Below are 13,951 nucleotides of genomic sequence, written 5' to 3'. Positions count from 1 at the left end.
TCTTCTCCTCTCGTGAGTGATTCGTTCTATAAACCGGCACGCTATGTCAGCGGTCCCTATTTCAATTGCCCCTGCTGCCGCAGAAAAAGCGCCACATCCAGGTGCTCCCGGCTCGGGTAGGCGGCCCCCTCCAAATCGGCGAGAGTCCAGGCGATACGCAGCACCCGGTCGTAGCCGCGAGCCGTCAGCGTTCCGCGGTCCACGGCGGCGTTCAGTTCGCCGGTGAGCTTCGCATCCAGACGCAACGGACCGCGCAAAATCTTGCCGTTCATCTCCGCATTCGTCTTCAACCCGTACGGCTCCAGACGCTCCCGCTGAGCCTGTCGCGCCGCCATGACGCGCTCACGAATCTGCGCCGAACTCTCGTTCACCTGACCGCCCGCAAGCTCCGTGGACGACACCTTCGGAACCGTCACATTCACGTCAATGCGGTCCACCAGCGGGCCGGACAGCCGCCCAAAATAGGCGCGACGCTCACGCGGAGCACACGTGCACTCCGTACCGGTGCCCACGTTCATGCCGCAGGGGCACGGGTTCGCAGCCAGGATCAGCTGAAACCGCGCCAGATAGGTCGCCGACGCGCTCGAACGGTCCAGGGTCACGGTCCCCGACTCCAGGGGCTGACGGAGCGAATCGAGCACCGTGCGTTTGAACTCCGGCGCCTCGTCCAGAAAGAGCACGCCGCGGTGCGCTTTAGACACGCAGCCCGGTCGGGGAATGCCACTGCCTCCACCCAAAATCGCCGGCGCGGAGGCGCTATGATGCGGCGCCTCAAACGGCGGCTGACGCACCAGCTCGCTCAGGTGCTCCCCCGCCGAGCAGAGGGAACGAATCGCGGTCACCTCCATCGCGGCATCGTTGTCGAGGGTCGGCAGGATGCTCGGCAGGCGCTCCGCCAGCATGGTTTTACCCGAACCGGGAGGGCCGGTCAGCAGCATGTGGTGACCACCCGCAGCGGCAATTTCCAGGGCGAAACGACCCTGTGACTGACCGGCGACATCGCTCATATCCGAAGGGATTTCAGCCGGTTTCGCCACCGGTGCGCTCGCCTCCGTCTGCGGGGCGGGCGGGTAGGTCAGCTTCTGGGTCTCAGCGCCGAGAGCGGCAAAAACCTCCGCCAGGCAGCGGAAACCGCTCACCTGCGCGCCGGGAATGAGCGCCGCCTCCTCAGCGTTTTCGGCGGGCACAATCACGCGGTGGTGTCCGGCATCCACGGCTGCTTTGACCGCAGGCAGGATGCCCGGCACGGGGCGTAGCGTTCCGTCCAGTCCCAGCTCGCCCAGGAAGACGCTATCACCGCTGGGGTGCAGTTTCTTCTCCGCCTGCAACGCCGCAACCACAATGGCAAGGTCGAACGCCGAGCCGCGCTTGGGCAGGGTCGCCGGGGTCAGGTTCACGGTGAGCCGGTGCTGAGTGAGGGTGATGCCGGTGTTCTTCGCCGCGGAGCGCACACGCTCTTTAGATTCGTTGAGGGCGGTATCGGGCAGTCCCAGCAGCACGAAGCCGGGTAGGCCCTGCGAGATGTCAGCCTCGACGTCAACAATATGCCCGCGCAGGCCAACCAGCGCCACGGAATAGGTGCGTGCGAATCCCATTACGCCACCGCCTTCAGATGCTCGAAGGTGAAGGTTTCGCAGGTTCCGGTCACCGCAATTGCGTCAATGCGAAAGCGCGGAAAATCCAGGTTCTCGCGCAGCCTGCACCAGAGAATCGCCAGCGAGCGCGTGCGGCGCGCCTTATCGCGGTCAATGGACGCGAACGGGTGCCCAAAGTCTTCGCTGCTGCGGGTCTTGACCTCAACGAAAACCAGTTCGTCCTCAGGGTCAATAGCGATTAGGTCGAGCTCACCCCGGATCTGTTCGTGTTCCAGCCCGGCGGGCGGTCGCCAATTCCTCTCCAGGATGCGGTAGCCGTTCGCTTCCAGGATGCGGGCGGTCAGCTCCTCGCCCCACCTGCCGACGCTGTGGGCGCGGGGCGGGGTTCGCTGGAGCTGGGTTCGCGGAGGCTGGGTGCTCTGGAGCAGAGGTCTGTTGGGTGCGCTTCGGGTTGCGGCGCGGGCTGTTATTCGGGCTGTTGTCATTGGTCTCTCCCCCGGTAGATAGCGGTAGTGCTTCTACTGTGCCCGCCGCGCACATGCCCGAATGCGGTTAACGAAAAACTGTGGATAACCTCGGCTCCCAGAAGGAATTAGAGGTTATCCACAGTCGGTTATTTGAAATTTTGGGGCATATTTTTCAAAAACGCCACTCGGGTGCCGATTCGACGCGTCATATTCGCGCGGGTTCATCACCCAGCACTGCCACCCGGCAGCTCGGCAGCCGCGCGCTTACCCCCGGCAAGGCGGTAAATCGGGCGTGAGCTAGGCGTTAAAGTCCGGCATTTCCGGCACGGTGAACTCCTGGTTGGGCAGACGCTCCTCCACGTTCACATCACGCACCGAGTAGGCGTGCACCTTCTTCACAAAGCGGTTGGAGCGGAATACATCCCACACCCACACGTCGCTCATGCTCACCTCAAAGTAGAGGGTGCCGTCCTGCACGTGCGGGGTGACGTCCACCTGGTTCGCCAGGTAGAAGCGTCGGTCGGTTTCTACCGCGTAGCTAAAGAGCGACATGACGTCTTTGTATTCGCGGTAGAGCGCCATTTGGGCGTCGGTCTCGTAGTTTTCGAGGTCTTCTGCGCTCACTACTCTTCCTTTCCTGGGCTTTTGTAGTACTGATTCAGCGGTGGCACGTTAGGCTTTAGCAGGCTTCCGAGGCGCGGTTTTCAGGAACACTGCGCACTCTAGCCGCGCTGTGCTGCCGCAACCTCAATCTGCTCGGCGGTCGCCGGAAGCGACCATGAGAGTCGATGCTGCGGGCTGGGGCCCTGCACGCTAATCGCCTCGCGGTGAGCGGCAGATCCGTAGCCCTTGTTCTTTGCCCAGCCGTACCCCGGGTAGCGGGTATCCAGCTGAACCATCAGTTCGTCACGTTCCACCTTCGCGACCACCGATGCGGCGGCGATGGAGGCGCACTTATAGTCGCCCTTAATGACCATGGTCACCGGCATCTGCGCGGGCTCCCCTGCACCTCCTGCGCCTTCCCACGCCTGGGCGAGCAGTGCGTTGTAGTGTGCCTGCGCCGGGTCCGGTGCCAGCGCGCTGAACAGGTCCTCCTGCGGAGGGGTGAACCAGTCGTGTTTACCGTCCAGCAGGGCGGCGTCGGCACGGTATCCGCGGCGCGCCAGCTCGGCGAGCGCACGCTGGGCGGCAAGCCTCAGCGAGAGGGTCATGCCGAGCCGGTCAATATCTGCCGGTTCCACGTGCCCGACCGCCACGGCGCACCACTGGCGGATTTCGGGAACCATGGATTCGCGGCGTGCCGGTGAGAGCGCCTTGGAGTCGATCAGCCCGCCCACCTCGAGGGTGGCGTCCGGGGTGAGGATTGCGACGCCCACGGTGACCGGGCCCGCCATGGAGCCGCGGCCTACCTCGTCGATTCCGGCAACCGTGCGGGCGCCGGAGGCGAAGAGCTGTTGCTCGTACTCGAGGTCGGCGGCGGGCGGGGTTGCTTTCGCGGGCTTAGCTTGAGCAGGTTTTGTTGCGCTCTTCTGGGCGCTCACCATCATTGCCACGCTCGCTTATTCGCTCGGGGTGGAGGTCGGTGCGGGAATCGAGGAGAACACCGAGCTCTGATCCTGCAGCAGACCGAAGTGGTTCAGCGGCCACGCCACCACGAACACGTTACCCTGCACGTCGTCCTTGGAGATGAACGCGGTGCCGTCGCTAATGTGGTAGCGGGAGTCGGCGGAGTTGCTGCGGTGGTCGCCCATGACGAAGTACTTGCCGGCGGGCACGGTCACCTTAAAGGGGACTTCCGAGGGCGGGTTGCCGGGGTACAGGTACGGTTCGGTAATCTCTACGCCGTTGACCTTGATTTTGCCGTTGCCGTCGCTTTCGACCACGTCACCGGGGGTGCCGATAACGCGCTTGACCAGGAAGTTCGAGGAGGTATCCGGCAGAATACCCGCGAAGGACAGGGCATCCTTGAGCGGGCTACTGGTCTTCTGGGTGGAGGGAATCCAGCCCTGAGAGTCCTTGAAGACGATCACGTCACCGCGCTTGGGCTCGCTAAAGTAGGAGCCCGCCACGTTAATGAACACGCGGTCGTTGACCTGCAGGGTCTGCTCCATGGAGCCGGAAGGAATGTAGAAGCCGCGCAACAGGAAGGTCTTGACCAGGAATGCAATGACCAGCGCGTACAGGATGACGGTGCCGCCCTCGCGTGCCTGCACCCAGAGCCATTCGCCGAGGCGGCCTTCTTCCTGCGCCTGGGAGTAGGTCAGCTCTGCCTGTTCGGCACGCTTTGCCTTGCGGCGTTCCTTGGGGGTCATTTCGGAGAAGTCCTTGGTGGTTTCCACGTCTACGGCAGCCTCCTCATCGGTGGCTTCTTTGCGCTCGGTATTCTTCGCTGCAGCGCTCTGCTCGGTAGCAGCCTCCTCAGCTGCAGCCTTTTCGGCAGCGAGGCGCGCGAAGTATTCTTCCATTTCGCGGCGCTCGCGGCGGCTTTGAGGCTGGTATCCCTCAGGGAAGGGGCTGATGTTCGCAGTGTTCTTGTCGTCTGCCATGCTGGAGTGAGCCTTTCGTTTGAGAGATACCTAGCTCGAGTGAAACGGTACCTAGCTATTGTATCGAGAGTGTTTGCGCTCTTGGGCTTTTATTTTCTGAGAGCGGCAAGGTTCTCAGAAAGCGGGGTCTCAGAATATGCAAAAACCGCTCCTCTCCCGCGGAATGCGGTTGGGGAGCGGTTTGCAACAGAATTCTGTATCTATAAAGATTAGAACTCGCGCTTCTCGCGGATACGAGCAGCCTTACCGTGGCGGTCGCGCATGTAGTACAGCTTTGCACGACGGACGTCACCGCGGGTCACCAGCTCGATCTTCTCGATGGAGGGAGAGTGAACCGGGAAGGTACGCTCAACACCAACACCGAAGGAAACCTTGCGGACGGTGAAGGTCTCGCGAACGCCTGCACCCTGGCGGCCAACGACGAAGCCCTTGAAGACCTGGATACGGTGGTTCTTACCTTCAACGATCTTAACGTGAACGTTCAGGGTGTCACCGGGGCCGAATGCGGGGACGTCGTCACGGAGGGACTTCTTGTCGAGGAAGTCAAGAGTCTGCATAGTTGTAGATCTCCAGAGTCATCTGCCGCAGGTCAAATAGACTCAGATTGCTCTGCCCCACTGCGGGACAGAAAACTTCATGCTTCGGACAGGATTGGTGCCCGAAGGTTGACATCGTTGGTCGCTCTTCCCCCTGCGGCAGGGGCGTGCCCGATGTCAACACAATGCTCCATTATCCCAATGCACCCGCGTTTATGCAAGCATCCGGGGAGCACTTTTAGAAGGGGGGTTCGTCACTTTGCGCTCCCCCGCCCTGGGATGCGCCGTTCTGTGCAGGAGAACCCTGAGCGGTCATGCCCGGTGCCTCCGGGTTCTGCTGGGGTGCGTACTGAGGTGCTTCCTGCGACGGCGCGTACTGCTGCGGTACACCCGGCATACCCTGCTGAGGTGCGCCCTGCAGGGAGCCCTCGTTGACCGTGCGCTTCTCCACGGTGCGGGCGAAGGTGCTCGTACCGTAGTTCAGGTCGTGACCGATGCCGAGGGCATCCACCTCTACGGTAGTGCCCTGCGTGCCGTCTTCGCGGTTCCAGCGGCTAATGCGCTGGCGGCCGCTCACGACCAGCGGCTGCCCCTTCTCAATGGAGGTGGCAATGTTCTGGGCGAGGCGGCGGTAGGCTTTCACGGTGTACCAGTTCGTGGTGCCTTCTTTCCAGGTGCCGGTGGCGTCCTGCCAACGCGGGGTGCTGGCGAGGCGAAAGTTCACGACGGGCACCCCGTTGGGCAGGGTGCTCAGTGCCGGATCGGAGGCGGTGAATCCGCGGATCAGGATGGTGTCGCTCATGGTTTCTCCTTAGAAACTAGTGGGTGGGTTCCTTCACCTTGCCAGCACTGAGCCGACCCTGCATCCGGCGGTTACCGCTTCTGTGGATAACTTCGCGTTTTGCGGTTTTGGGCACCGCCTGTGGATAGAGTTTTTGAACTTTTCACCCCGTTTTTTCAAAAATCGCCCACAGGCAACACGCTTCCTGCAGAAATATGACGGCTACGCCCCATTCGACATCGTGATAGGTATCTCAGCGTCGGGGCGGCTATTTTTGCCCTCAAGTTAACTATTTCTATCCGGCGCACTCTATCCTTGATGATGCGGTGCACTCAGCCGCATCCCGTCTACCCGCCTTGGAGAACCCGTGAGCAAAAAGCCCGCGAACAACAATCTGCCCTCCCTGCAGGAACTTCAGCAGCTGCAGCGCAACCTGCCCAAGCTGCCCGATTCGATGGACCCGCAGAAGAAGCGCCTCATTTACGGTCTGCTCGCTGTGTTTGCCGTGATTGTGCTGATTATTGGTCTGGTTTACGTGAGTAAGAACGGCGTGGACGGGCTACTCGGTTCGGATACGACAACCTCCACCACCGATGATGAAGAGACCAACGTTCAGACCGAAACCCTCGCCGAGGTCAAGAACCCGTACAAGGCGGTTGATCCCGCGACCGCGCTCGCACCTGATCTGGCGACCGCGAAGAGCGAGCTGGCGTCCCTGCAGGTGAAGGAACGCGCGTCGAAGGCTGGCTACTCTCGTGATCAGTTCGGCCCCGCCTGGGATGACGTTGACGGCAACAAGTGCAACACTCGCGACGACATTCTGCGCCGCGACCTGACCAATCTTCGTTTCAAGGTCAGGACCCACGCATGCACCGTGATCAGTGGCACTCTGGATGACCCGTACACCGGCAAGACCATCGAGTTCAAGCGCGGCAAGAAGACCTCCTCGGCTGTGCAGATTGACCACGTGGTGGCTCTTTCGAACGCATGGCAGACCGGCGCGCAGGATCTGACCGCAGAGCAGCGCCGCCAGCTGGCGAACGACCCGGAGAACCTGCTCGCTGCAGACGGCCCGGCGAACCAGCAGAAGTCCGATGCGGACGCCTCCGAATGGTTGCCGAGCAACACCGCCTACCGCTGCACCTACGTGGCACGCCAGGTGCACGTGAAGGCGAAGTACAAGCTGTGGGTCACTGCGGATGAGAAGAAGGTTATGGAGCGCGTCCTCAACTCTTGCAAGGACACGAACCCCACTAAGAAGTAGCCCCGACTAAGAAGTAGCTTCCCGGCACGCACGCAAAAAGCATAAAGAAAAACCGCCCCGCACCCTGAGTTTAGGGTGCGGGGCGGTTTTTGCATGTGGCGCCCCAGGAGGGAATCGAACCCCCGACCAAGAGATTAGAAGGCTCCTGCTCTATCCTCTGAGCTACTGAGGCCTTCCTCTAGGGTACATGAGAATTTATGCTTCTCATGCACCGCGCCTCTCACGCGGGGGCTGTTCCACTGAGCTAAGCCAGGCTGGCGAACTAGGAGTTCGCGCTAGGAGCCTACCTTGGCGGCTTCCCGTTCTGCCTTCTTCACCTCGCGGCGGCGTGCACGGCGGCTTGATGCGCCGGGGAACAGCTGCCACCACAGGCGGATGGTGGTGCGGCGAATCTGCGTGGGGTGCAGGCTCACGTACACCAGGCGGCGGGTTGCCGGGTCGAGGGCGACCAGGTAGATGATGTAGCCCAAGCAGATGACGGTCGCGATGAGTCGTCCCATGTCCTGGTTGAAATCGCGCAGGTAGGGCGAGACGTTCAGCTGGTCGCTCACACCGTATGCCATGAAGAACAGCGTGGTGATGAAGTACCACATGAGCTGGAAGTGTGAGCGCAGGCCGGTTGCGGCGAGCATCGGGATTGCCCAGAGCAGGTACCAGGGCTGAATCATGGGGCTGCACAGGAGCATAAACAGGATTGCGAGGCCGGCGTGGCGCACGATGTTGCGGTCGCGTCCAACGAATGCCATGGCTACTGCGCCGAGCATGCCGATGCCCTTGCCGACGGTCTCGATGAGCTTGCGGATGACCTCGAAGGCGTCTCCCTGAACGAACAGGGATGCGGCGCCGATGACTAGGCCGAAGGGGGTGTACCAGATGTACTGGCCACCGGTGGTGGACAGTGCCTTAACCCAGCCGAATTCCAGTCCGGTCACCCAGCCCATGAGCGCCATTTCGGCGAGCAGCAGCACACCGGAGAGCGCCCAGAAGATGAACTTGCGCGGCCAGGAGGCGTTCTTACCAGCCCAGAGCAGACCCACGAAGGGCAGTACCACGAGGGCGAGCGGCTTGACGGCAACGCCGAGGGCTACGAAGGTCACGCCGAGCGGGCCGCCCCACCAGGTGTCGCGGTAGCGCTTGGCGTAGTAGAGGCCGCCGAGCATGAACATGGTCATGAGCGAGTCGTTGTGGCCGCTGGCAATGAACGATGCGATGAACAGCGGGTTCGGGCCAATCTGCCAGAGGGCGCGGACCTGGTTGAAGCCGTGCGCCTGGGCGAGTTTTGCCACGTAGAAGAGGATGCCGATGACCGCGAGCACGGAGAGTAGGCGGAAGTAGAAGAGGGAGAGGTCGATGTTCTCCCCCGCCAGGCGCACAATCCACTCTTCGAGCTTGAGGGAGACCGGTCCGTACGGGGGCGGGGATTCCGCCCACATGGGGTCCGCACCGTTCTGCATGAAGTTCGAGATTTCGGAAACGCCATGCTTGTACGGGTTGAGGCCGTGCGCCATGACCATGCCCTGACCGTAGTAGGAGAACATGTCGCGGCTGTAGATGGTGAACGCGAAAATCTGCGGCAGGGACCAACTGGCGGTGACGGCAATCATCCACCGCATGGCGTTGGGTTCGTTCCAGTCGCCCATTTTCTGGTAGATTCGCAGCCATTCACGGCACATGATCATAGCGCCGAGGGCGAGCATGATAATGCCGGTGATGACCCATGCGGCTTCGAATCGGATGGCTCGAATAATGTCGTAGCGCCAGAAGCTGGAGCTGTCGGCGAGCCAGCCGACGGCGTAGGAGCCGAGGGTGACCATGATGGAGCCGATGGTGCCGATAATCACCGTGCGCAGACGGTGGTTATTGACGTAGTCCAAGAGTTTGGGTGAGAGAGGTGCGTCGTGTGCGCCGGGGGTGGTGAGCCGGTGTGCTAGCTCCTTTGGTGCGCGCATAACTCCCTTTCTGTCTGCATCGTCGTTCTGGTTTTTATCATACCGGAGCCCTTGGATGCACTTACGAGAATCACTGTTGCGAAGGCACTTGTGGACGTTCCTCAAGGGCACGCAGAGGGGTGCAGTTCTCCCCCATTGCCGCCGTTTGCTCATCCGCCTGTGCCGTCTTGCACCATCTTGTACCCTTTTGTGACGCGCTACCCGCCGGGCCGGCGGTGTTTGGGGGTAGAGTGGGAGGGTGAGTATTTCTAGTGAACGTATTGTATGGATTGACTGCGAGATGACCGGCCTGGACGTGGAGAATGACGCTCTCGTCGAGGTGGGCGTTCTGGTCACGGATGCCGATTTGAACATTCTGGGTTCTGGCGTTGAGTTCGTCATTAAGCCCGGTGATGAGTCTCCTGCCGGTGCGCTGGAGAACATGAATGACTTTGTGCGGTCGATGCATGAGGCGTCGGGTCTGCTACCCGATATTGAGCACGGTGTGTCGATGGATTACGCGCAGGAGCAGGTGCTTCGTTACATCAAGAAGTATGTTCCGGTGGCGGGCAAGGCGCAGCTGGGCGGCAACTCGGTGGGTATGGATAAGCGTTTCTTGGAGCGTTACATGCCAGAGGTCATGGCGCACCTTCACTACCGCGTGATTGATGTGTCCACCATTAAGGAGCTGGCGTCGCGCTGGTACCCGGCGGCTCGTCACAGCGCCCCGGCGAAGACCGGTAACCACCGCGCGCTGGGTGATATCAAGGACTCGATTGATGAGTTGAAGTATTACCGTCGCGCTATTTTTGTGCCGCAGGGCCCGGATGCGATTGCTTCGGCGCAGATTGCGCGTGAGGTGGAGGCTGAGCGTGCCGCACGCGAGGCGGCTGAGCGCGAGGCTGAGGCGTCCGCTTCTGAGGCGGCAGAGGCGTCCGAGGCGTCCGAGGCGTAAGCGCAACATGTAACGAGCATCACGGCTTTTCAACTTGGCAGGTTTCTGAATCTCCTGTACAGTAGTATCCGTTGCATATCGCAAGGGAAACCAAGCGAAGCACATGGTGGTCGTAGCTCAGTTGGCAGAGCGCCTGGTTGTGGTCCAGGAGGTCGCGGGTTCAACCCCCGTCGATCACCCCGATGGAAAGGGTCGTTATGGTTATCCGTAACGGCCCTTTCGCTTACCCTCAATCCGGTTCACCCGCACACGGTGTACCCGGTAAGTTCCCACTCAACAGTTCCCGTTCAACACAAGCAAAGGATAATTCCGTGGCTATTCGCCCCATCGTTATTCACGGCAACCCCGTTCTGCACCGCCCCGCGGCACCCGTCACCGAGTTTAATGATGAGCTCAAGGAGCTCGTGGCTGACATGTACGAGACCATGGACGCATCCAACGGTGTGGGCCTGGCGGCACCTCAGATTGGTGTGGGCCTGCGTATCTTCACCTACAAGATGGAGAATGAGGACGGCGTTCCCCCGCGCGGCTGCATCATCAACCCGGTACTGACCCTGGGCAAGATTTCTACCGCTGACCCGGACCCGTACGAGGAGGAAGAGGGCTGCCTGTCCTTCCCCGGTTACGGCTTCCCCCTCAAGCGCGCCGAGTGGGTGACCGTGAATGGTCTTGACGAGCACGGCAACCCCGTCCAGTTTGAGGCGACCGGCTGGTTCGCACGCTGTATGCAGCACGAAACCGACCACCTGGACGGCAAGCTGTACGTGAACCGCCTGAACAAGAAGTGGACCGGCAAGATGAAGAAGGTCGTGAAGAAGGAAGGCTGGACCGTCGACGGTAACTCGTGGATGCCCGGCGTGGATCCGGATCCGTTCGGCCACTAATCACGAGCTCTTCTGAAGGTCAGAGACCTTTCGAGAAGTTTAAAACGAAGACCGCGAATGCACTCTAAAAGCGCATTCGCGGTCTTCGTTTTCCATCAGCCGGTGATATTTTCCACCGGCTAACGATAGCGTGAAACGGGTCATCCTATGAGCCGGGTTCTGTCTAAAACGCCACCCGAAGGGGCGTTTTGAGGCAATCATCTATCTAGAACGTACGTTGCCGCACGTCTCAAGCAGCCTACCCGAATACGCACCCCACCTCCGTGAAGGAAGCTGACGGGGATCGGGCGCACTACCCTACCATGGCGTATTCTGTTTGACCTTGCTCCGAATGGGGTTTACCTAGCCGGGCACGTCACCGCGCCCGCTGGTGGTCTCTTACACCACCCTTTCACCCTTACCGCGGCGAACCGCGGCGGTTTACTTTCTGTGGCACTGGCCTGCGGGTTACCCCGAGTGGATGTTATCCACCATCCTGTGCTGTGGAGCCCGGACTTTCCTCGAAGCACGTGTGCCTCGCGATTGCCCAGACGGCCCGTTTCACCCAACCCATTATACGCACACCCTTGGAGGTGGCTATTTCCCGGGTTCGTTTCGCGGGTACACGGACGTACTGGGGCACGCCGGCGCCTCGCAACTACACAGCGCCTCGTAGCTACACTGCGTCTCGCGGGTACACTGGAGAGATGCTGATTCTTCTTCCCCCGTCCGAAGGTAAAACTCCCGCCCCCGCAGGCAACGCACCCGTATGCTTCGCTGACCTCTCGTTCCCCGAACTGACCGCCGAGCGTGAGAGCGTCCTGGAGGAGCTGGCAACGGTTAGCTCGGGCCCCGATGCTCTCACGGAGCTCAAGGTGGGCGCATCCCTCGCAGCAGAGGTGGAACGCAATACGCGCCTGCTCACCGAACCGGCACAGCCCGCGATCCGCACCTACACGGGTGTGCTCTTTGAGGCGCTGGATTATGCGAGCTTCTCCCCCGCCGAACGCGATGCCGCACACTGGTCGCTGCTAATCTCTTCGGCACTGTGGGGTATTCTGCGCCCCGAGGACGCGATCCCCGCTTACCGCCTCTCGATGGGCGTGAAGCTGGGTTCGGTGGGTGCGCTCGCCTCCTTCTGGAAGGGCGCGTTGGGTACCGCTCTGAAGTCGACCGCGAAGGACCAGCTAATTCTGGATTGCCGTTCTGCCGCCTACGCAAAGTCGTGGGTAACTCCCCCGTCGCAGACTCTGGCGGTTCGCGTGGAGCGTGTGGCAGCTGATGGGTCGCGTAAGGTCGTCTCACACATGGCGAAGCATTACCGCGGCCTGTTTGCGCGTTACCTGATTCAGTCGGGTTTGGCGGCTCGTCCTATTGATGGATCTACGGCGGGTATTGCCGAATTTTTGGAGGCGGTCAGCGAGGACTGGTCGGTGGAGTGCGCCCTGCCGACGGCGCGTAAGGCGGGTGTTTTGACTCTGCTGGTGCATGAGCAGTAATGGCCGCCGGTTGTTATTTCTCACTCTTGTAAAGATTCATTGTAAAGATTTTTTAACTATTTTTATGGGCGTTAAAAATGTATTTCCCCCTGTAAAACCACATTTTCCCACATTAAGCGGGTAGGTTTTTGCGGGGCAGAAGGCGGGTAGTGTCTATCTATCCGCCTTCTTTTTGTGCACAGAAGTGCTTATAGTATTAAACGTCTCGCCATTGGTGGCGGGTATTTCACTCACTAACATTCACATTCTCAACCCAGCACACATGGAAACACGTCACGCCACGTACGTATAACAAACGACTAGAGGTTTAACCAATGGTTATTGGTTTGCTAGCGTAGAAGTAACCACTCAGAAACACATCGATAGGACAATGATATGTCTACTTTTTCCTCTCGTCGCGCCCTCATTAAGGGTGCGGCTGCACTAACAGTTGCTGGCGCTTTGGGCGCGCACCACGCCGGCGAGCAGAACGCCCAGGCTGCCACCTTGGACGTTAAGACCACTCCGCTGACGTTCAAGATTACCGAGGCGTCGTTTGATATTAGCGGTTTCAACCTCAGCTACGAGATTACCGGTCTGCAGGCTGTGCTTGATACTGGCCTGTACACCCCGTACATTGAGGCTGGCTACTACACCAAGGAGAAGGGCTTCACTCAGTTCTATTTCTTCGCTCTTGAGCCGAAGAAGCGCATTGAGAATGACGTCTATGTAAGGCACCACGTCATTAATCGTGACATCACTGCCGGCCCGAAGGGAAACTACGGGGTTCGTCTGTCTCTTCGTCCGCGCCGTGAGCAGTACACCATCCTGCGTACTATTGAGGTTCGCCCGACGATTAACACTGAGTTCGCGTGGGCACCGTTCATTGTGGATATTGATATGGATGGCGAGTACGCCCCCGATATCTACAGGTCATGTAGCGCAAAGATTCTGCTAATTGATAAGGATCGTTGCTTCCACCCTCAGCGTGCGGTGACTCGCGGCGACCTGATGGATGCAATTTACCGAGGCGCCCGCTCGCCGAAGGTGAAGCTTCCTACGCGTTCTCCTTTCCCTGATGTGTCCCCGAAGGATGAGCGTTACTCGGCGTACATTTGGGCGTACCAGAATGGTCTGACCTCGGGCTGGTCTGACGGTAAGATGCACCCGGAGGCGGTGGCTAGCCGCGCTACGATGGCTGCGTTCTTCTACCGTTACTTTATGCTTACCCCCGGCCGCCGTCCTTCGTGGTTCAATCTCACCATCCCGCAGGATATGAAGCCGGGTGCCCCGTTCTACACCGAGTCGGTGTGGCTGCACTCGTCGGTGAATGTTGATGTGAGCTTCATTTATAAGAGCAAGGATTTCCGTCCGACCAAGATTGCTACCCGCGAGGAGCTGGCTCGTGTCGTGTCGATGCTGGGTATGGCTAGCATCAGCCGCAGCCCTTATCTCGATGATTAAGATTCGGCAGATGCGGTGAATCAGACTGTTGGACCCCTATATTGTGCGGGTTGACCCCTGATAACAACAGCTGA

The 13,951-nt window shown here is 60.2% G+C and carries 13 protein-coding genes, 2 tRNA genes and 1 other RNA gene; 6 read left to right on the top strand and 10 right to left on the bottom strand.

Features of this window, described 5'->3' with window-relative positions; all coding sequences use genetic code 11:
* Positions 1-56: 56 nt before the first annotated feature.
* From O3675_RS00475 to O3675_RS00445, 7 genes are all read right to left on the bottom strand, one after another.
* Positions 57-1,595, bottom strand: a complete 1,539-nt coding sequence (locus tag O3675_RS00475; protein ID WP_371570236.1) for a YifB family Mg chelatase-like AAA ATPase — start codon at positions 1,593-1,595, stop codon at positions 57-59.
* Positions 1,595-2,080: a YraN family protein gene (locus O3675_RS00470; RefSeq protein WP_005506258.1), complete on the bottom strand. Its 486-nt coding sequence runs from the start codon at positions 2,078-2,080 to the stop codon at positions 1,595-1,597. The genes O3675_RS00475 and O3675_RS00470 overlap by 1 nt, the downstream gene beginning before the upstream one ends.
* 279 nt (positions 2,081-2,359) lie before the next feature.
* Positions 2,360-2,686 carry a DUF2469 domain-containing protein gene (locus O3675_RS00465; RefSeq protein ID WP_005506259.1) on the bottom strand — a complete coding sequence of 109 codons (327 nt, stop codon included), beginning with the start codon at positions 2,684-2,686 and terminating at the stop codon, positions 2,360-2,362.
* A 98-nt stretch (positions 2,687-2,784) separates the two neighbouring features.
* The gene (locus tag O3675_RS00460) at positions 2,785-3,615 is read right to left on the bottom strand and encodes a ribonuclease HII (protein ID WP_371570232.1); all 831 of its coding nucleotides are present in this window, start codon (positions 3,613-3,615) and stop codon (positions 2,785-2,787) included.
* Positions 3,616-3,621: 6 nt separating this feature from the next.
* On the bottom strand, positions 3,622-4,608 hold the full coding sequence (gene lepB / locus O3675_RS00455) for a signal peptidase I (RefSeq protein WP_371570230.1): 987 nt from the start codon (positions 4,606-4,608) through the stop codon (positions 3,622-3,624).
* A 209-nt stretch (positions 4,609-4,817) separates the two neighbouring features.
* The gene (gene rplS / locus O3675_RS00450) at positions 4,818-5,165 is read right to left on the bottom strand and encodes a 50S ribosomal protein L19 (protein WP_005506264.1); all 348 of its coding nucleotides are present in this window, start codon (positions 5,163-5,165) and stop codon (positions 4,818-4,820) included.
* A gap of 217 nt (positions 5,166-5,382) precedes the next feature.
* On the bottom strand, positions 5,383-5,946 hold the full coding sequence (locus O3675_RS00445) for a single-stranded DNA-binding protein (protein ID WP_371570228.1): 564 nt from the start codon (positions 5,944-5,946) through the stop codon (positions 5,383-5,385).
* 346 nt (positions 5,947-6,292) lie between these two features.
* Between O3675_RS00445 and O3675_RS00440 the strand changes: the two genes are divergently transcribed.
* Complete coding sequence (locus O3675_RS00440; protein WP_314893638.1) at positions 6,293-7,189, top strand: HNH endonuclease family protein; 897 nt, start codon at positions 6,293-6,295, stop codon at positions 7,187-7,189.
* Positions 7,190-7,285: 96 nt separating this feature from the next.
* On the opposite strand, the gene O3675_RS00435 is transcribed toward O3675_RS00440, so the two are convergent.
* Together O3675_RS00435 and mptB are read right to left on the bottom strand one after the other, a co-directional pair.
* Positions 7,286-7,361 (bottom strand) — tRNA-Arg (locus tag O3675_RS00435).
* A gap of 103 nt (positions 7,362-7,464) precedes the next feature.
* On the bottom strand, positions 7,465-9,138 hold the full coding sequence (gene mptB, locus O3675_RS00430; RefSeq protein WP_371570224.1) for a polyprenol phosphomannose-dependent alpha 1,6 mannosyltransferase MptB: 1,674 nt from the start codon (positions 9,136-9,138) through the stop codon (positions 7,465-7,467).
* Between the two features lie 238 nt (positions 9,139-9,376).
* Here mptB and orn point away from each other — a divergent pair, with 238 nt between their 5' ends.
* The 3 genes from orn (at position 9,377) to def (ending at position 10,956) form a co-directional block, all read left to right on the top strand.
* Positions 9,377-10,072 (top strand): oligoribonuclease, encoded by a 696-nt coding sequence (gene orn, locus O3675_RS00425; protein ID WP_371570221.1) that lies wholly within the window; start codon positions 9,377-9,379, stop codon positions 10,070-10,072.
* Between the two features lie 106 nt (positions 10,073-10,178).
* Positions 10,179-10,251 (top strand) — tRNA-His (locus O3675_RS00420).
* 132 nt (positions 10,252-10,383) lie between these two features.
* A complete protein-coding gene (gene def, locus O3675_RS00415; RefSeq protein WP_060823562.1) occupies positions 10,384-10,956 on the top strand; it encodes a peptide deformylase in 573 nt (190 codons plus the stop codon).
* A 132-nt stretch (positions 10,957-11,088) separates the two neighbouring features.
* Here def and rnpB read toward each other — a convergent pair.
* Positions 11,089-11,494, bottom strand: an RNA gene (rnpB, locus tag O3675_RS00410) — RNase P RNA component class A.
* Positions 11,495-11,642: 148 nt separating this feature from the next.
* On the opposite strand from rnpB, the gene O3675_RS00405 reads away from it, so the two are divergent.
* Both O3675_RS00405 and O3675_RS00400 read left to right on the top strand, forming a co-directional pair.
* Positions 11,643-12,434 carry a YaaA family protein gene (locus O3675_RS00405; protein WP_371570218.1) on the top strand — a complete coding sequence of 264 codons (792 nt, stop codon included), beginning with the start codon at positions 11,643-11,645 and terminating at the stop codon, positions 12,432-12,434.
* 375 nt (positions 12,435-12,809) lie between these two features.
* Positions 12,810-13,877, top strand: coding sequence for an S-layer homology domain-containing protein (locus O3675_RS00400; protein WP_371570215.1), 1,068 nt, complete (start codon positions 12,810-12,812; stop codon positions 13,875-13,877).
* Positions 13,878-13,951: the final 74 nt, after the last annotated feature.

The organism is Rothia sp. 27098_8_27 (genome assembly GCF_041432805.1).
GTDB classification, from domain to species: domain Bacteria; phylum Actinomycetota; class Actinomycetes; order Actinomycetales; family Micrococcaceae; genus Rothia; species Rothia mucilaginosa.
Note: the sequence above shows the minus strand (reverse complement) of the source record. Positions and strands in the feature narration are given on the sequence as shown.

What these genes read in the sequence shown, in the direction of transcription:
- O3675_RS00400 (WP_371570215.1), top strand. Translation starts at nt 12,810, where the DNA reads ATGTCTACTTTTTCCTCTCGTCGCGCCCTCATTAAGGGTGCGGCTGCA.
- O3675_RS00470 (WP_005506258.1), bottom strand. Translation starts at nt 2,080, where the DNA reads ATGACAACAGCCCGAATAACAGCCCGCGCCGCAACCCGAAGCGCACCC.
- O3675_RS00445 (WP_371570228.1), bottom strand. Translation starts at nt 5,946, where the DNA reads ATGAGCGACACCATCCTGATCCGCGGATTCACCGCCTCCGATCCGGCA.
- rplS (WP_005506264.1), bottom strand. Translation starts at nt 5,165, where the DNA reads ATGCAGACTCTTGACTTCCTCGACAAGAAGTCCCTCCGTGACGACGTC.
- O3675_RS00405 (WP_371570218.1), top strand. Translation starts at nt 11,643, where the DNA reads ATGCTGATTCTTCTTCCCCCGTCCGAAGGTAAAACTCCCGCCCCCGCA.
- O3675_RS00475 (WP_371570236.1), bottom strand. Translation starts at nt 1,595, where the DNA reads ATGGGATTCGCACGCACCTATTCCGTGGCGCTGGTTGGCCTGCGCGGG.
- lepB (WP_371570230.1), bottom strand. Translation starts at nt 4,608, where the DNA reads ATGGCAGACGACAAGAACACTGCGAACATCAGCCCCTTCCCTGAGGGA.
- mptB (WP_371570224.1), bottom strand. Translation starts at nt 9,138, where the DNA reads ATGCGCGCACCAAAGGAGCTAGCACACCGGCTCACCACCCCCGGCGCA.